Origin of the sequence: Brevibacillus sp. HB1.4B (assembly GCF_013284285.1) — a bacterium.
In the GTDB taxonomy this organism is placed as follows: Bacteria; Bacillota; Bacilli; order Brevibacillales; family Brevibacillaceae; genus Brevibacillus; species Brevibacillus porteri.
Genome location: NZ_JABSUT010000008.1, coordinates 281,969 through 298,561, shown reverse-complemented (window position 1 = coordinate 298,561; position 16,593 = coordinate 281,969). Strand labels below are relative to the sequence as shown.

Genomic DNA, 16,593 nt, shown 5'->3' with positions numbered 1-16,593 from the left:
AATAGACTATATAATAGAAGAAAGCTGTCGATCAATCGGCAGCTTTCTTTTTTTTGCAACGGACAGACACGAAACGACACCCTCTGGGCATATGGATAGACATAGGGAGAAATGGAGAGGTGAAAAGTGATGATGGGTTTTGGATTTGACCAAAAGGCCATGAAGCTACTGGGCAAAAATGTACAGGTAAAGATGATCAATGGCGTCGTCATCAAGGGAACCATGACTCATTTCAACAATGGCTACTTATGCTTTATCACCACATACAAACAACAAAATGACGCCGAGAAAACGAAAATACGCAGACTTGCGTTAAAAGACGTTACCTCGATGCAAGAGGTGTGAGTTCACAGATGTCCATAACGAAGTAAGCCATCTTTCCTAGTTAGTTAAGGGAAGATGGCTATATTTATTTTAGATCATGCCTCCATACGATCGGATGATCTCGATTGCAAGATCACCTTGTTCTTCTGGTACGACTGCCGTTAACAAGACACTCCGATATAAATTATCGTCGCCCCGGTCTGCCATGCCGCTGGCGTCAGGATCTACTGCTGCCATAATGCTTGCATCCCTGCCGCTTGGGAAGTCACCTGCCAATGTAAGGCTGCCCAAGCTGGGAAAATCTCCAGAAATAGGATTCATGATCTGTTCATTCCCGTCACCAGGGAATTGTCCAATTCTGTCGATCTGAATGATGGAAAAACCAGCTTGTCGAAGTGCTTTTTCTGCCTCTTGGGCATCGTCTTCGGTTTGAAATCCTGCAAGAATGTTACGTTCCTTCACATATATCAGCTCCCAGTTATGATAAATGCTACCAATTATTTGTACATATAGTGACTCTACGGCTATTTTTTTATTCGACAGCAATTTACACTTGATGTTGTCGTTTATCTTATGGTAAAGTCGACATAGTTGGTTTCTTTAGGCAATTTGGCAGATAAATGGAAACTAAATTTTGGGATATACGAACTAATCAATAAATTAAAAATTTTCAGGAAATAGAACGAGCAAGTTGTATCTGTTTTCAGGAGGGACAAGTTATGCATTGGTCGGAATGGAAGGCCAAGCTGCAGGAACGGTCATCACGAATCGTTCGGGATTGCAGTGATCTGGCGAAACGTACAATGAAACGTACAAGCTCTTACATCCAGTCGCATAAAAAACAATCGCTTTCAATTGCGGCAGGTCTAGTATTGACGATTGCTGGTGGAGCATCTGCACAATACTATTACACAAGCAACGTCAATTCTGTCTACCATGTCAGTGTGAACGGCAAAGAGATTGGCGTGGTAAACGATCCAAATGTGATACATAACTGGACAGCAGCCAAGCTGGAAGAGGAAAAGGCAAAAACAGGCCTTAACTTGCAATTGGCTAACTATATCGCATTTGAAGAAGAGCGTGAATTCAAGGCACCGTTCAATAATGATGCCGCTGTACAAGCTCTGGCATCCGTAGCGGATCTCAAGGTTCAGAGCGTTAAGCTGACGATTGATGGCAAAGTGGTAGGTTACCTGCCAGACCAGCAATCAGCTGATGAAGTACTGGCTGAAGTGAAGCAAAAATATTCCGGAGTTCCTGCAACGACAGGGAAAAAGGCTATTGTAGCAGCAGCATCAGCAGTCCCAGTCAAACCAAATCCGGTAAAAGAAGTCGCATTTAAAGAAAACGTAGAGATGCAAACCGAAACAGTCGATGCATCTCAAATTTTGTCTGCCGATAAACTTGAGGAGTTGCTGGTAAAAGGCACCTTCAAGGATATGAAGCACACGGTCGTAGAAGGCGATTGCATCGGTTGCATCGCGAAGAAATACGGCATTACATCAAAAGATATTTACGCGAACAACCCAGGCGTCACGGAAAATACCGTCCTTAAATTGGGACAAGAAATCAATGTAACCGCAGTACGTCCACTGGTTACTGTACAAGTCAAAGAAGAAGTAGATCAGCAAGAGGTCATTGCATTTAATACTCAAATTAATAACAATGACAAGGTCCCTAAAGGCGAAACAAAAGTCGTACAAGAAGGTAAAAACGGCACTAAAACAGTTAAATACGAAGTTTTGAAAGAAAATGGACAAGTAGTCGATCGCAAAGTCATCAAACAAGATGTAACTGTGCAGCCTGTAACCAAAATTATGGAGCGCGGTACAAAAGTAATTCCATCGCGCGGGACAGGCCGTTTGAGCTGGCCTGCTAGCGGATATATCAGCAGCGGCTTCGGCAAACGCTGGGGCAGCATGCATAAAGGAATTGATATTGCCGGTTCTGGTTCTGTCATGGCGGCAGACAATGGACGTGTCACCTTCGCTGGTTGGAATGGTGACTATGGAAAATCGGTTATCATCGATCACGGCAATGGAATGAAGACATTGTACGGTCACATGAGCAGCATTAATGTGAAAGTCGGCGATGTTGTTAGCCAAGGAAAGAAAATCGGCGTAAAGGGTTCTACTGGACAATCGACCGGCGTCCACCTGCATTTTGAGGTTCTACAAAATGGACGAAACCAGAACCCGATTCGTTACTTAAAATAGACATGTAATTTCTGGATAAGAAAGGGCAACTCTTAGGAGGGGCCCTTTTTTTGTTGGCAGGGATTGAATGCCAAGCCCTTCTTTACATTGCGTACATGGTGTATTGTAGAGGAATAGTGAGGGTCGAAGTGGAATCCTTGAAGAGGCAGTTTGAGAGGAAACAGGTGACTGTTGGAACACGTACTTACAGAAAAAGGAGGGCGCAGGATGGCAAAACTCCTCGTAGTTGACGATGAAAAACCGATTGCAGATATTTTGAAATTCACGTTTGAAAAAGAAGGATATCAGGTCGTATGCGCCTACGATGGTGATGAGGCACTTGTCGTGGTCAAGGATGAGCGACCAGATCTGATTTTACTAGATGTTATGCTTCCTGGCAGAGACGGAATGGACGTATGCCGAACCGTTCGTCAAACGTATGATGTTCCGATCATCATGCTGACTGCCAAAGACTCTGAACTGGATAAAGTACTCGGGCTGGAATTGGGCGCGGACGATTACGTGACGAAGCCATTTAGTACGCGTGAGCTGGTAGCCCGTGTAAAGGCCCATTTGCGACGTAACCGCTCGAAAGTGGAGGAAAAGGATAGCCAGCATGTACTGCGCGTGCATGAGCTGGAAATCGATTTGAACTCATATACCGTCGAAAAGGTGGGAGAAGCATTAGAGCTGACGCACCGTGAGTTTGAGCTGCTGGTATACCTTGTTCGCCATCAGGGACAAGTATTGACGCGAGAGCATCTCCTGCAGTCGGTCTGGGGATTTGACTATTTTGGCGATGTACGGACAGTAGATGTGACCATCCGTCGTTTACGGGAAAAAATCGAGGATGATCCGAGCCAGCCGAAGTACATTATCACGCGGCGTGGTTTGGGCTATACATTACGCAATCCCGGCATGGGAGGCCAGCCTGGATGAGGCGGCTGTTCAAAACCGTTCAGTGGAAAATGGTCATCATTTACATGCTGTTGATTTTGCTTGCGATGCAATTTATTAGCGCCTATTTTGCCCGGGAAGTCGAGAGCTACTACATCAACAACTTTTCCGAGGCATTGAATGGACAAGCTAGTTTGTTAGCGAGTTTGCTGGAAAGCGATTTGCGCCCGCATGACGGGAAGGAATCCAACACCGAACAAAACCGTCAATACATCGACAACCTGATCAACAACCTGGTAAAAATCAATGGAGCGAATGTGCAGGTCATCGATCAGACAAGAACGGTGGTTGCGACGACAGAGGACAAAAGTACAATAGGACAGCGGACCTCGCAGCCTGAAGTGACGGTTGCCTTGCTCGGGACGCGCAGTGAATCGATGCGGATCGATCCGAAGACGGGGGCGCGGGTGAAAGTATTGGCACTACCTGTTAAGGGCGATCAGATCGTATACGGCGCGGTATACATGATCGCTTCGATGGAAGGCACTTATGCGACGATTGGTAAAATGAATGGGATCTTGGGGACAGGTACGATGATCGCAATGGTCATTACTGCGGTGCTCGGGGTCGTGTTGGCCCGCACCATCACCAAGCCAGTGAAGGAGATGACCCGTCAGGCACGATTGGTGGCAGACGGGGATTTTAACAGTAGTGTACGTGTCTATAGCGATGATGAAATTGGCCAACTCGGTATGGCCTTTAATCATATGACTTTGCGTTTGCAGGAAGCGATTTTGCAGCAAGAAGAAGAGCGTGAGAAGCTCGCGGGAATTTTGAGCAACATGACGGACGGTGTCATTGCCGCTAATCGGAATGGACAAATCATCCTGTTTAATCGTGCTGCAGAAGATATGTTGCAGGTGACAATGGCTGATGTCCTTCTCAAGAGACGCACCTTGTACGATCTGCTGGGTCTGCCGCCAGAGGATGAGATGTCGCTCTATGCGCAGGAAGAACCACTTTTCATTGAGATGACACTGCCGAATAAGGAAGAAGTGATCCTGCGTGTGACGTTTACGCCCTTGCAGCACGATAGCAAAAAAATGGGTGGGATCATCGCTGTCGTAGCTGATGTGACGGAGCAGCAACGACTGGAGCAGCAGCGCCGCGAATTCGTGGCGAATGTGTCGCATGAGCTGCGGACACCACTGACGACCATTAAAAGCTATGTGGAAGCGCTGCTGGATGGTGCAGTGGAAGATCCAGAGTTGTCCCAACGGTTCTTGAAGGTTACTTCGTCAGAGACAGAGCGCATGATTCGCTTGGTAAACGATTTGTTGCAGCTATCGCGTTTTGATTCGCAGGGGGTTCGTCTGCATTGTAAGGAAGCGGACATCAATCGATTGCTTCGCTATGCTGCCGATCGTTTTTCCATGTTCAGTGAGCAACAGGAGGTTCAGCTCAGCTTGGATATGCCGAGCAAGCTTCCGCTGGTTTATATTGATTTGGATGCGATCAATCAAGTATTGGATAATCTTTTGTCCAATGCGATCAAGTATACGCCTCAAGGAGGCACTGTGGTTCTCATGGCAAAAGAGAACCACAAGCAAAAGCGGGTCCAAATCTCCATCACCGACACAGGAATCGGTATTCCCAGTCGCGATTTGAAGCGAATCTTTGAGCGCTTCTACCGCGTAGACAAGGCGCGTTCGCGCGGTCAGGGTGGAACAGGCCTGGGGTTGGCGATTGCCCGTGAATTAGTACAGGCACACGGTGCAGATATCGAGATTACGAGTGAATGGAACGTAGGAACGACAGTCACGTTCTGGGTGCCACTTGCCCAAGGAGGAAAAACGGGATGAAGCGGATGCTAGAGCCTGCCAAGACCGTCTTACTCAATCTGCTAGTGCTAGCCAGCTTTGTTTTGACAGCGATGTTGTGGTCGAATCAACCTAACCTTCAATTTATTGAACCGGCAGAGTACACGCAGTCAAAGCCAGTTCAGGAAAAACAACTCGAACAGCTCGTTACGCCGGAATCCGTTGTTTTTCACTATGGGGAAGATCGCCACACAAAAGCATCCGCGACCGATGCTCCTTATAGTTTGATCGTGCGAGAAATGTCGAAATGGATCTTCCTCGATTTTTCTCCGCTCACCATCTCCAATGAGAAATGGGAAGATATTGCCCGGGAAAAGATGGGTTTGGAAGTGCGCTTTCGGAGCACGGTTCCCTTGTCAATTGTAGGTCGGCTGGTAACCTTTCGGGATGAGTTTGACAACCGAATGAAAGGGATTGACCGATTGTGGTTGTACTACGAGAAGGACGAGGATGTCGTCTACGCGTTATTTTTGTCGACTGAGGAAGGTCGAATGATGCGTTCTCGAACATCAATCAGCCCTAAGGATTTGCGAGAATCGTATTTGGCTTCTGGTGATTTAATGCCTGAGCAAATCATGAAAATCGTCAAACCAGAGCGAAGCTTCGTAGATTTGGAAGGACCTGCGCTGATGTGGAGCACCTATTATTTGCCCAAGAATCAGATGCGCATGCAGCAATTCCGCTATAGCTACGTACCTGTTACGAATGATAGATTGATCGAGTCCTACTTTATCGATCAGTCGCTCGTCAGACAGATTATGGAGCGGGACAAAACGGTTATTTTTACAGATGGCAGCAGATCGATTCAATTGAGATCGGAGCAGCAGGCGTTCACGTTTACTGATCCGGCATACCAACAGCGGGATCAGGAGCTGTCTGATGAAGAAAAAGTGCAGAGTGCCGTTACCTTCATGAATAAGCACCTGGGCTGGCTTGATGACTATCATTTTGAACGAATCAAGAAGAGCTACAATGAAAAGGACTTGATCACGTTCCGCCAGTACTTGGGGGCGTATCCCTTGATCAGCGAAGGGGAGGCCAAGCAGATCGATACCATCCAAATCACTTCAGAGGCAGGCCAGGTTGTGACGATGAGCCGATCGCTACTGGATTTGGACAAGTATATCGATAACAAAGAGTGGACGGTTATGTCTGGTCCGGAGCTGTATCAATATATCCGCGACAAAAAGCTGGCGGACACAGAAAAAATCACGAACGCTTATTTGGCTTATCAGACCAAAGTAGGCGAAGGATACGTAGACCTGATGCCAATCTGGGTTGTGGAATTGACGAATCAGGCGAACCTGTATATTTCTGCGCACACCAATAAGGGAGGAGGGAAGGCGCATGGATTGGAGTAGGACCAAGACGATTCTGATCTGGGCCTTTCTTCTCCTCGATTTGTTTCTCCTGTATCAGGTGTATGTGACGCGCATTAGCCTGTGGAATGACAAGGAAGTCGCGCAGAGCGAGAAATGGAATACAGAGCTGTACTTGAATCAGCAAAATATCACATTGGATACAGAAGTACCGCAGGATACACCGGAAATGTCCAATTTGGATGCGGAGTATATCGGAATTAATCCGATTTCCTTGCATGAGATATCAGGACTTGAGGCGACGGTAGAAAAGATGGCGCTGGCTGCCAAGCTGGAACCACCGATTCAGATTCGTGGTCAACTGAATCCGCAGGAGCTCTTGCGTCAAATTGGACCGAGGCTGATTTATTCCGATCAGTACGTAGCCGATCCATATCAATCGAATCAAGCGCGGCTCTTGTATTGGCAGGTCTATGATAAAATGCCAGTATTCGTCGCTCCTTTGGAAATGTATTTGGACAACGGAACGATACTCGGATACAGGCAGACCTTTTTCCACCTTCGTAAGCAGCAGGGAGAACGACAGGTGATCTCTGGTTATGCGGCACTACGCTCTCTGGTGGACAAGCAAATCATTTCGCCAGGGGAACGGATTGAGAATGTGAGCCTGGGTTATTACGGTTCTTACGATGCGGATATTCAGACGCTAGTGCCTGTATGGCGCGTGGTTCACGATGGCAAATGGCATTTTGTCAACGCGATTACAGGAGCGCTGGAACGTCCGATGGTAACGCAGCGCTGAATAGATAGACAGCCTGGGAAAGATACGGGAAGAGGGATGTTCGGTGAGATTTAGTGTGTTGGCAAGCGGGAGTACGGGAAACGCCATTTATGTGGCGACAGACCGTGTCTCCGTATTGATCGATGTAGGCATTACAGGAAAGCAGGCAGAAGCGGCACTGGAGACGATTGGTGTCAATCCGGCCGATCTGAGCGCCATTCTCGTCACCCACGAGCACGTCGACCATATTAAAGGAGTTGGCGTCATGGCGCGGCGATATGGATTGCCGATTTACGCCAATGAAAAGACATGGTCGGAGCTGGATGGGCAGATCGGGACGATCAAGGAAGATCAGCGACGCTTCTTTTCTGTGGGGGAAAAGAAAGAGTTGGAGGATTTGGGCATCGAGTCATTCGGAATCTCGCACGATGCTGCCGAGCCGATGGGCTTCTGTTTTTATGATGGCAAGAAAAAGCTCAGTGTCGCGACAGATTTGGGGTATGTCAGCGATCGGATCAAGGAGACGATTCGTGGAGCAGATGCGTACGTGTTCGAGTCCAATCATGACGTTGAGCTGTTGCGCATGTCGCAGTATCCTTGGAGCATCAAGCGACGTATCTTGAGTGATGTCGGGCACTTGTCCAATGAAGCGGCGGGCGATGCTTTGCTCGATTGTCTAACAGGTGGGGCAGAACGTGTATACCTCGCCCACTTGAGTAAGGAAAACAACATGATTGATTTGGCACGACTGACGGTCAAAAACATCTTGGAGGAGCGGGGGCTATCTGTTGGTGACGATGTGCATCTGCGTGATACGTACCCGGATCGACCTACCAAGCTGGAAGAGCTATAAGATCGGTTTGATCCCCGTTTGACGACTGGCGATGCGCTCTGTGAGGTTCGCGTACGTATCGATATGGAAAGTTAATTGTGTATCGAGCTCATTCACTTTGGCAGTCAGCTCGTCATGTGTCAGCAGTCCTTTGGCTACTAGCAGCTCGATCAAGGCATGCAGGACAAGCGTATTGTGGTAGTCTACTTCCTGAAGGTCAGCCAGCTTGGCGATGAGGTGGACTTCTTTCAAGTCTATCAATCCTTTCTATTTGGTCTGGCAGGAAAAAGCTTTTAATCTATCATATCCGTGCTCTCGGAGAAATATTCCGAGAGCTTTTTTCTATTCCACAACCTTTCCATAATTCTCACGCCATTTTGCCGAAAGCGGGTCGTATACTAAGGGTGTCAAAAGGAAACAGACATCAACGAAATCAATCATGCAAACCAATTACGGCGCATGTCATTGTGTATACGAGCATCAAAAACCTGTAAAGCTAGTAATGGTAGAAAGTAGAAAGGGGAGTATGAATCATGGGTTTCTATGATGATTTAACTCATGTAGAGCGGAAAAAACAACGCGGTTCTAGTATTGGACGAATGGTTGTGACATCGGTAACGTCCGCTGTAATTGGGGGGATGGTCGTCCTGCTCACGCTGCCGACTCTCTCCAATGCCGGATATATTAATATGGTTAAGCCTGGAACAGAAAATGCGCTAAGCAGCAATGCCTCTTCTTCTAACCCGTTTGCCAAGCCAGTATCTGTAAGTGTGGGCTCTGGTACAGTAGATGCGGTGAAAAAAGTGGAGAATGCGATCGTTGGTGTAATCAACATCGGTCAGCGCAGAAACAGTTGGATGCAGAACTCGATGGATGTAGAGCAGGGCCAAGGCTCTGGTGTCATCTTTGAGAAAAAAGGCGGAAAAGCCTACATCGTTACCAACTACCACGTAATCGATAAGGCGCAAAAACTAGAGGTCGCCCTGCCAACAGGTGAAAAAGTATCGGCCAAAGTGGTCGGTGCCGATGGTTACACCGATCTGGCAGTACTGGAAATCGACGCTGCCAAGGTTACGGACGTTGCTGAGTTTGGTGATTCCTCTACCTTACAGGTGGGCGAACCGGCCATTGCCATCGGGAATCCGCTGGGTATGCAGTTCTCCCGGACCGTCACACAAGGCATCATCAGTTCCAAAGAACGCTCCATGCCAATGGACTTTAACGAAGATGGTCAGGACGACTGGGAGCTGGATGTCATTCAAACAGACGCAGCGATCAACCCTGGTAACAGTGGTGGTGCTCTCGTAAACATCGAGGGTCAGGTCATCGGGATTAACACCCTGAAAATTTCCAAAGCCGGTGTCGAAGGATTAGGTTTTGCCCTCCCGATCAATGATGTCAAAGTGATCGTGGACCAGCTGATGGAAAAAGGTACGCTGGCACGTTCTTACCTCGGTGTGCAGCCGCTCGACTTGGCAAATGTACCGCGCTACGAATGGAAAGAAACCTTGAATCTGCCTGACAATGTGAATGCTGGTGTCGTTGTGCAAACAGAGGTAGGCAAATTCTCTCCTGCGGGTGAAGCAGGCTTGAGACAATTCGATGTCATCGTCAAGCTAGATGACAAGAACATTTCCAATAGCGCTCAGCTGCGCAAGTACTTGACGATGAGCAAAAAGCCGGGCGATACAATGGAGGTTACGTACTATCGTGACGGTATCCAGAAGACTGCCAAAGTGAAGCTGACCGCTCCGCCACAGCAGTAAGAGGTACTGACCAAGCCATTTTGCGGGCAGGCATGGGAAGGAAACAAACGTTGACGGGCAATTCCGGGATGCATTTTATCCCGTTTGCATATATGCAGCATCTGAAGTTCCCCCCTCTATCTATTTTTAAATAGATCCCTACTTAAGAGCGCCGAGCTGATACGGCGCTCTCTTTTTTTCGTTAGACGGGTTTTCGGTGGAAGAGAGAAAAAAGAAGAAAACGCTCAAGTTCTTGGGATACCTGCTGGGGGTTAGACTGCCCAGCTCCATGTAAAAAAAGAAACCCGCGTCCAAAGTCGTGCCTCTAAGGAGTATCTCAGAGGTGGACGCTAAAGGCAGGTTTCTTTTTTTCCATTGCGCTTCGGTTGGTATCCCAAAGACTTTCGCCGTTTTCTTCTTTTTTCTCTCTACAGCTTTTAACTGTCGGTCGAAGCTTTAAAAATAAAAGCTATAAATACTGAAACTTATGTGTGCAAACTCATAGAGGCCTTTTTGCCTGATTCATTTGTTTTGTTGCTGTTCTGGGGTAGAATAGGAAGCGACATTATTCGTACGGAAAAGAGGCATTCGATATGGACATGAAGATGAAAAGCTTACAAATAGAAGGCAAGGAAGTTGAGCTGTTGGTGGAATATCCGGTTCGGTTTGCTTGCATGGAGCATTTGGAGCAGGAGTTGGATGATTACGTAAATGATTTTGAAGCGGCGCCAGATACGTATGCGGCACAGGCGATTGAGGGCGATGGAGTAGACAAGCGTTGTCGGGAATGTGGAGAGCCTGGGCAGATTGCGCTTTTGAAAGAGAAGGGAATGTAGGATCATGCAAATTTCGATTATCACGGTAGGGAAGCTGAAGGAGAAATATTTGCGTGAGGGCATTGATGAATACAGCAAGCGTCTGTCTGCTTACTGCAAGCTGCAAGTGATCGAGGTCAATGATGAAAAGGCGCCGGAAGAGATGAGTGCGGCGGAGATGGAGCAGGTGAAGCGCAAGGAAGGCGAGCGCATCCTGGCGCAGATCAAGCAGGATCAATATGTAATTGCGCTGGCGATTGATGGGCAAATGTGGTCATCGGAGAAGCTGTCTGCGGAGATGGACAAGCTGGCTTTGCATGGGCGCAGTCAGGTGGCGTTCGTGATTGGGGGCTCGTTGGGGGTGTCCGATCAGGTGTTGAAACGGGCGGATGCGTTGCTGTCGTTTTCGAAGATGACGTTTCCACATCAGTTGGTGCGGCTGGTGCTGTTGGAGCAGGTTTATCGGGCGTTTCGGATTAGTCGGGGGGAGCCTTATCACAAATAGTGGTAAAGCAGCGGATCGAGCTAGAAGTACAGTTGAATCAGATAAGAAAGTACTATTTACTTGAGAAAAGAACAAAATGACCGGAGGGGGCAGGGAAGACTCCGTTCGGTCTTGTAAAAAAGAATAAGAGAGGATACGTTGCAAATCAACGTAATAGATAAATGCGCGTAGATCGATTACTATCCATGTTACTCATTATCTCAAAAAAAGGTACGGTTACAGGTAAAGAGCTTGCGGAACATTTTGAGGTGTCCATACGAACAATTTACAGAGATATAGAAAAGTTAGGTGAAGCAGGTATCCCAATCGCATCCATTGGTGGTAAAGGTGGGGGCTATTACATTATGGAAGACTATAATGTGGACAATCTTTTTTTAAACAAAGAGGAAGCTTCTACTTTCATGGCGATAATGAATAATCTAAGTTTTCTATTTGGGAAAAACACAACGTTTCATGATATTGTTTTAAAGATCGAGAATACGCTTAAACAAGAAAAGAATACAGGCAAGTTAGACATTAATCTGTCTCATTTCAGTATGGAAAATGAATTAAAGGAATACCTGCTTCTCTTAAACAATGCTATTGAGAAAAATAAGCTAGTGGTATTCGAATATATCAACAGAAGTATGGAATATTTCGAAAGAACAGTAGAACCGTTTCAAATTACATTTTCCGCCGGTCAATGGTATTTGGTGGGCTTTTGCAAAGAAAGAAATGACTACAGAAGGTTCAAGCTAGTGCGGATCAAGAATTTGAAAATGGGTGAGAACTTCGAAAAAAAGGATATCCCAAATGAAGAAATCCAAGAAATAATTGAGAATAGCTATCTTACGCGAGGCATAACCGTTACCTTAAAGTTTGCTCATAAAATGGGAGAGCAATTAACTGAGTATTTTCAAAAAGAGAAAATAACTAAAACACATAACAATCAATATATCGTTGTGGATCAATTTCCATATGAGGAGGGATTACTGAAATTTATTTTAAGCTTTGGTAAGGAATGCGAGATAGTGGAGCCCTGTTATTTGAGAAATGAATTACAAGAATATATAAAAACAATATTGCTACCATACAATGACTGACATATAGGTGTCAGTCATTTTGTTTTATAGTAGGGGTGTAAGTAGTCCGGAAATAGCATATATATTCAAGGGGATGAGATAGTGAGCAATACAAGGATGAAACTCATGATAGACCTGCAAAGAATTGAGAAGGAACATTACCAGCTTCGTGAAGGTGAGCGGACACAGGATTTTTTAACTCTAATGCTGCAATTTATCGGGGATCCTCAACCGGAATTACGGGATGAACTGATCTATCCGACACTGTATAAATGGATTTATGAAGAGGATCGGTTTACGGAAACGGAATTGAGCACTCTTCTGGCAATTCTGACCGATGAGCATCATTTGTTCTATCATATTGGTAGCGAAGGTGACCAGTCTGTATTTACAAGAACGTTCTCTGTTCTGCCAGTAGCTTTAATAGTACGGCGTCACAGCAAGAAGCCTTTTCTGGATTATGCTGAATTCCAGAATCTTAAGCATTCACTGCTCCGCTATTATAAGGAGGAAAAGGATCTGCGCGGCTATCTGCCTGAAGGAGGCTGGGCTCATAGTGCGTCACACGGTGCGGATGCTTTGCTGGAGCTGGTCAAGTGCCCGGAGAGCGATACAGCGGTACAGCTTGAAGTACTTGCTGCTATTGAGGGGATGCTCCATAATGGGAAACAAATTTTTAGCGATGAGGATGATGAACGGATCGCCAGTATCGTGGATACCATGATGGAAAAGGGTCTGCTTCCACAGCAGGAGCTCGCTGACTGGATAAGCGGTTTGACACAATGCGTCGACTGGCCGAGAAGTTACGTTCAGATGATCGCCCGTGTGAACAGTAAAAATTTTCTGCGTAGTCTATATTTCAGAAGAGGACAGGGTAGCCGCGGAAATGTTCTTGCCGCTGTCATACTTGCTGCAGAGACGAAATTGAACAAGTTTGCGACGGGAAGATAGTGAATTCATCCTTTCCGAAAGCAGCTTTTTTGCAAAAAAATGCTAACGGCACGTTTCGAGTAGAACTTGATATGGCCTGCTCAGCTCTAATCGATCTTTCAGCCATTGTGTTGGAGTCTCATAAATCAGGTTATGTCGATTTGCATGATTTGGATGAGAATAGGCAGCCGTACGAATTAGCCGAGCTTGTTCCGGCCGATGATATGAGAGAGCTTGCGGAAAAGGCAAAAATGATCGCAGATGAGCTCGCACCGTTAAGCTAAGCCGTATCACAACTAAAGGCAAGTTTTTACAGAAGTCTGGGGAGAATTTGTCTCGCCAGCACATACCGTTGTACTCAAAAAGGCCCCGTATTAGCAAGGGGCCTTTGAGTTGTTTATTCACATCAGCACATTTTGGAACCAACCATACCTACTTCGCCTTCATAGTATCAGAAGTTTTCTAAAACAATTTTTCCAATGGTCCGTCCAGACTCCAACTTCTCATGCGCGAAACGTAGGTTTGCTGCATTGATGGGCTCTAGTCGTTCAGTCAGCGTAGTTTTTATTTTTCCATCATCGATTAAGTCCGCCAGTTCATTCAACAATTCGTGTTGTTTGATCATGTCATTGGTATGAAACAAGGACCGTGTAAACATGAACTCCCATACAAACGTTACACTTTTAGAAAACAGCAAGTCCATTTTCAAGCTCCCTGTCCAGGTAGCTTTATTTGTAGGAACGATAGAGCAAATTTTACCTTGGGGGACAATGACTTCCGCCATATTTTCAAGATGTTGAACAGTATCATTCAAGCAAAGGATATAATCTACGGTGTCAATACCAACTTCCTTGAGTTGAGGGTGAAAAGGTTCGTTGTGGTTTATGATAAAATCTGCACCGAGACTGTTGACCCATTGAATTGACTCTGGACGTGAAGCAGTACCGATGACGGTCAACCCTGCTAATTTTGCAAGTTGAATAGCAATCGATCCTACTCCTCCAGCTGCACCGATAATCAGTATGCTTTTGTTTTCATCTGTATTTACGCTAATTCCTAAACGATCAAATAGGCCCTCCCATGCAGTTATCGAGGTAAGCGGTAATGCGGCGGCGGCAGCGAAATCCAAACTTCGCGGCATATTCCCCACAATTCGTTCATCAACTAAGTGAAATTCACTGTTACTACCTGGTCGAGACACACTGCCCGCATAATAGATCTTGTCCCCAGGTTTAAACAATTGGCAGTCAGGACCAACTTGTTCTACGATTCCAGCGGCATCCCAACCAAGAATTTTCGGTGAATCGGCTTCGTAGTTATGTACTTCGCGGACGCCTACATCTGCAGGGTTGACGGAGATTGCTTTTACACGTACAAGCAAATCACGGCCTGTAGGTTCCGGTTTATCCAAGTGCAGATCAATAAGGCTTTCCGGATTGGATATGGGGAGGTAACGGTAAGCACCGACAGCTTTCATCTTTTGGTGAGTATTCATGGGTATCCATCCTCTCAAATAGGAAATGTTGTACAGTTGCATTGTAAATCGATTCAATTACTTTAAGTAAGTACGCATATTTTTATGGTATAGTATTAAAAATCAAACCATTGGGGGATAAGCTGATGGGAGACCGAAGAAAGAAATATGGAGTAAGTCCAGATATGCAAGCATGTCCGGTTGAAACAACGCTGGATGTTATTGGTGGAAAGTGGAAGGGGATCATTCTCTATCAGCTCCTGAATGGAACGAAAAGATTCAATGAATTCAGGCGGCTCAATCCGGGAATAACGCAGTTTATGCTCACATTGCAGTTAAGAGAGCTTGAACGGGATGGCATCATTCATCGCGAAATATATAAAGAGGTTCCTCCAAGAGTGGAATACTCCCTTACTGATTTCGGAAGGACTCTGGAACCGGTCATTATGTCAATGAAAGCATGGGGCGAGTCTTATAAAGTGCGGCTTAATGAAAATCCAACGATACAAGGGGAGGAGAGTTAAAGGAAAGTTGGGTAACAAGGCGGCGGGTACAGGGTCATAGCTGCATTCCGCAAAGGATGGCCTTAAAAACTTGCTGTTACGGACAGCGCGGAGAGCCTTATCATAAGTGATGGCGAAAAATTTGTGAGAAGAAGGGTGTAGAGGTGTGATGGAGGAAGGTGCTATAGAAATAGGCTTACGATCGGGACGGGTGTCGTCCGGCGACGAAACCACAACACAGACCAAGGAAGATCTTGTTACTTCTTGTGATCCTCACTCCCCTATTTTTGAAAACATCCTGACCTGATGCCGCTACCCGGCGGTTTGAACACTAGCCGGGTAGCGGCATTTTTATTATTCATATAGGTTGACAATGATAATCGTTATCAATAATGTGAAAATAGGATGTACAACGATCCATCTCAGGATTACCGGCAAACTACTATTGAAATGAGGTATGCAATATGAAAATCGACGTTGATCAGTTAGCAGAGCATTTTGCACACATTCCTTTCCAAGTAGAAGGAATATATCGATATGCTAGAAATCCAGGTGTGCCTTACGCTGACTATACAGATTCCTTTCCTGGATTTGTGTTTCCACTTACAGGGAAGGTACAATTTCAATTTAATGGCACGCCTTATATCCTTTCGCCAGGAAAAGTTGTGCATGGCGGTGCAAAAATGAAACTAGCTCAAAAAATGTTTGGTAACACCAACTGGGAGTATATCCTTGTTTTATACCGGATATGTAATTCAGAACTAGAAGGGTCAAGCTTTTCTCATCAGCATTTTGAATTATCAACAGGACAATCCCCTCGTCTGATTGAATTAATCATGCGTCTTTGGCATGTGTATAATCAGCGTGGAGGCCTTTCGATGTTTCAGACCGAAATGCTGTTTCGCGATGTACTGAATGAAGCCTTATTATGTGTTGTTAATAGGCAAAATAGCTGTGAATCACATGCTTTATTCGAACGGGTATCTACTTATATTCATGAATACTATTATCAAAGCCTTACAATAGCATCGCTTGCAGAACAATATAACGTTAATCGAAATCGACTTTCTTACGTATTTAGAAGACATGCAGGGATGGGACCAGCAGAATATTTATTAAAATATCGTATAAAGATGGCGCAAAATATGCTATTTACAAGTGATGTGCCCGTACAGCAAATTGCGCAAACTGTTGGAATTGCTGACCCCTTTTATTTTAGTAGAGTGTTCAAGAAACAATATGGTATTTCTCCTACTGAATATCGAGAGAAGTTCATCAATAATCCATGCTAATTTCAACAGGCATCCATTTTAAACCAAAAGTGACTTAACT

At 45.7% G+C, this 16,593-nt stretch carries 18 protein-coding genes; 15 read left to right on the top strand and 3 right to left on the bottom strand.

Features of this window, described 5'->3' with window-relative positions; all coding sequences use genetic code 11:
• Positions 1–129 precede the first annotated feature (129 nt).
• Complete coding sequence (locus tag HP398_RS20460) at positions 130–345, top strand: hypothetical protein (protein WP_020477510.1); 216 nt, start codon at positions 130–132, stop codon at positions 343–345.
• A gap of 69 nt (positions 346–414) precedes the next feature.
• Here HP398_RS20460 and HP398_RS20455 read toward each other — a convergent pair whose 3' ends face one another.
• Complete coding sequence (locus tag HP398_RS20455) at positions 415–870, bottom strand: hypothetical protein (RefSeq protein ID WP_173623510.1); 456 nt, start codon at positions 868–870, stop codon at positions 415–417.
• Positions 871–1,043: 173 nt separating this feature from the next.
• On the opposite strand from HP398_RS20455, the gene HP398_RS31295 reads away from it, so the two are divergent.
• The 6 genes from HP398_RS31295 (at position 1,044) to HP398_RS20425 (ending at position 8,249) form a co-directional block, all read left to right on the top strand.
• Positions 1,044–2,540 carry a LysM peptidoglycan-binding domain-containing M23 family metallopeptidase gene (locus HP398_RS31295; protein WP_017246814.1) on the top strand — a complete coding sequence of 499 codons (1,497 nt, stop codon included), beginning with the start codon at positions 1,044–1,046 and terminating at the stop codon, positions 2,538–2,540.
• 207 nt (positions 2,541–2,747) lie between these two features.
• Positions 2,748–3,458, top strand: coding sequence for a response regulator YycF (yycF, locus tag HP398_RS20445; protein WP_017246812.1), 711 nt, complete (start codon positions 2,748–2,750; stop codon positions 3,456–3,458).
• A complete protein-coding gene (walK, locus tag HP398_RS20440; RefSeq protein ID WP_173623509.1) occupies positions 3,455–5,278 on the top strand; it encodes a cell wall metabolism sensor histidine kinase WalK in 1,824 nt (607 codons plus the stop codon). Before yycF ends, walK begins: the two co-directional genes overlap by 4 nt.
• Positions 5,275–6,657: a YycH family regulatory protein gene (locus HP398_RS20435; RefSeq protein WP_017246810.1), complete on the top strand. Its 1,383-nt coding sequence runs from the start codon at positions 5,275–5,277 to the stop codon at positions 6,655–6,657. The genes walK and HP398_RS20435 overlap by 4 nt, the downstream gene beginning before the upstream one ends.
• Positions 6,644–7,417, top strand: a complete 774-nt coding sequence (locus tag HP398_RS20430; protein WP_017246809.1) for a two-component system regulatory protein YycI — start codon at positions 6,644–6,646, stop codon at positions 7,415–7,417. Before HP398_RS20435 ends, HP398_RS20430 begins: the two co-directional genes overlap by 14 nt.
• Before the next feature lie 43 nt (positions 7,418–7,460).
• A complete protein-coding gene (locus tag HP398_RS20425) occupies positions 7,461–8,249 on the top strand; it encodes an MBL fold metallo-hydrolase (protein ID WP_017246808.1) in 789 nt (262 codons plus the stop codon).
• On the opposite strand, the gene HP398_RS20420 is transcribed toward HP398_RS20425, so the two are convergent.
• Positions 8,244–8,480 carry a hypothetical protein gene (locus tag HP398_RS20420; protein WP_173623508.1) on the bottom strand — a complete coding sequence of 79 codons (237 nt, stop codon included), beginning with the start codon at positions 8,478–8,480 and terminating at the stop codon, positions 8,244–8,246. The two genes, HP398_RS20425 and HP398_RS20420, sit on opposite strands and share 6 nt — an antisense overlap.
• A gap of 281 nt (positions 8,481–8,761) precedes the next feature.
• Between HP398_RS20420 and HP398_RS20415 the strand changes: the two genes are divergently transcribed.
• The 6 genes from HP398_RS20415 (at position 8,762) to HP398_RS20390 (ending at position 13,568) form a co-directional block, all read left to right on the top strand.
• On the top strand, positions 8,762–9,994 hold the full coding sequence (locus tag HP398_RS20415) for a S1C family serine protease (RefSeq protein WP_017246806.1): 1,233 nt from the start codon (positions 8,762–8,764) through the stop codon (positions 9,992–9,994).
• 584 nt (positions 9,995–10,578) lie between these two features.
• Entirely contained in the window at positions 10,579–10,809 is a 231-nt protein-coding gene (locus tag HP398_RS20410; RefSeq protein WP_254476238.1) for a CxxH/CxxC protein, read from the top strand.
• Between the two features lie 4 nt (positions 10,810–10,813).
• Complete coding sequence (gene rlmH / locus HP398_RS20405; RefSeq protein ID WP_173623507.1) at positions 10,814–11,293, top strand: 23S rRNA (pseudouridine(1915)-N(3))-methyltransferase RlmH; 480 nt, start codon at positions 10,814–10,816, stop codon at positions 11,291–11,293.
• 161 nt (positions 11,294–11,454) lie between these two features.
• Positions 11,455–12,375, top strand: a complete 921-nt coding sequence (locus HP398_RS20400; protein ID WP_173623506.1) for a helix-turn-helix transcriptional regulator — start codon at positions 11,455–11,457, stop codon at positions 12,373–12,375.
• An 81-nt stretch (positions 12,376–12,456) separates the two neighbouring features.
• Complete coding sequence (locus HP398_RS20395) at positions 12,457–13,305, top strand: DUF2785 domain-containing protein (RefSeq protein WP_173623505.1); 849 nt, start codon at positions 12,457–12,459, stop codon at positions 13,303–13,305.
• On the top strand, positions 13,305–13,568 hold the full coding sequence (locus HP398_RS20390) for an imm68 putative immunity domain-containing protein (RefSeq protein ID WP_371736765.1): 264 nt from the start codon (positions 13,305–13,307) through the stop codon (positions 13,566–13,568). Before HP398_RS20395 ends, HP398_RS20390 begins: the two co-directional genes overlap by 1 nt.
• 167 nt (positions 13,569–13,735) lie before the next feature.
• On the opposite strand, the gene HP398_RS20385 is transcribed toward HP398_RS20390, so the two are convergent.
• Positions 13,736–14,779, bottom strand: coding sequence for a zinc-binding alcohol dehydrogenase family protein (locus tag HP398_RS20385; RefSeq protein ID WP_017246801.1), 1,044 nt, complete (start codon positions 14,777–14,779; stop codon positions 13,736–13,738).
• A gap of 125 nt (positions 14,780–14,904) precedes the next feature.
• On the opposite strand from HP398_RS20385, the gene HP398_RS20380 reads away from it, so the two are divergent.
• Both HP398_RS20380 and HP398_RS20375 read left to right on the top strand, forming a co-directional pair.
• Positions 14,905–15,282: a winged helix-turn-helix transcriptional regulator gene (locus HP398_RS20380; protein WP_017246800.1), complete on the top strand. Its 378-nt coding sequence runs from the start codon at positions 14,905–14,907 to the stop codon at positions 15,280–15,282.
• Between the two features lie 443 nt (positions 15,283–15,725).
• Positions 15,726–16,553 carry a helix-turn-helix transcriptional regulator gene (locus tag HP398_RS20375; RefSeq protein WP_017246799.1) on the top strand — a complete coding sequence of 276 codons (828 nt, stop codon included), beginning with the start codon at positions 15,726–15,728 and terminating at the stop codon, positions 16,551–16,553.
• Positions 16,554–16,593 lie beyond the last annotated feature (40 nt).

Bases quoted from the DNA above. Each gene is read 5' to 3' on its own strand.
- rlmH (WP_173623507.1), top strand. From the start codon at position 10,814: ATGCAAATTTCGATTATCACGGTAGGGAAGCTGAAGGAGAAATATTTG.
- HP398_RS20380 (WP_017246800.1), top strand. From the start codon at position 14,905: ATGGGAGACCGAAGAAAGAAATATGGAGTAAGTCCAGATATGCAAGCA.
- HP398_RS20410 (WP_254476238.1), top strand. From the start codon at position 10,579: ATGAAAAGCTTACAAATAGAAGGCAAGGAAGTTGAGCTGTTGGTGGAA.
- HP398_RS20430 (WP_017246809.1), top strand. From the start codon at position 6,644: ATGGATTGGAGTAGGACCAAGACGATTCTGATCTGGGCCTTTCTTCTC.
- HP398_RS31295 (WP_017246814.1), top strand. From the start codon at position 1,044: ATGCATTGGTCGGAATGGAAGGCCAAGCTGCAGGAACGGTCATCACGA.
- HP398_RS20400 (WP_173623506.1), top strand. From the start codon at position 11,455: ATGCGCGTAGATCGATTACTATCCATGTTACTCATTATCTCAAAAAAA.
- yycF (WP_017246812.1), top strand. From the start codon at position 2,748: ATGGCAAAACTCCTCGTAGTTGACGATGAAAAACCGATTGCAGATATT.
- HP398_RS20385 (WP_017246801.1), bottom strand. From the start codon at position 14,779: ATGAATACTCACCAAAAGATGAAAGCTGTCGGTGCTTACCGTTACCTC.
- HP398_RS20460 (WP_020477510.1), top strand. From the start codon at position 130: ATGATGGGTTTTGGATTTGACCAAAAGGCCATGAAGCTACTGGGCAAA.
- HP398_RS20375 (WP_017246799.1), top strand. From the start codon at position 15,726: ATGAAAATCGACGTTGATCAGTTAGCAGAGCATTTTGCACACATTCCT.
- HP398_RS20435 (WP_017246810.1), top strand. From the start codon at position 5,275: ATGAAGCGGATGCTAGAGCCTGCCAAGACCGTCTTACTCAATCTGCTA.
- HP398_RS20415 (WP_017246806.1), top strand. From the start codon at position 8,762: ATGGGTTTCTATGATGATTTAACTCATGTAGAGCGGAAAAAACAACGC.
- walK (WP_173623509.1), top strand. From the start codon at position 3,455: ATGAGGCGGCTGTTCAAAACCGTTCAGTGGAAAATGGTCATCATTTAC.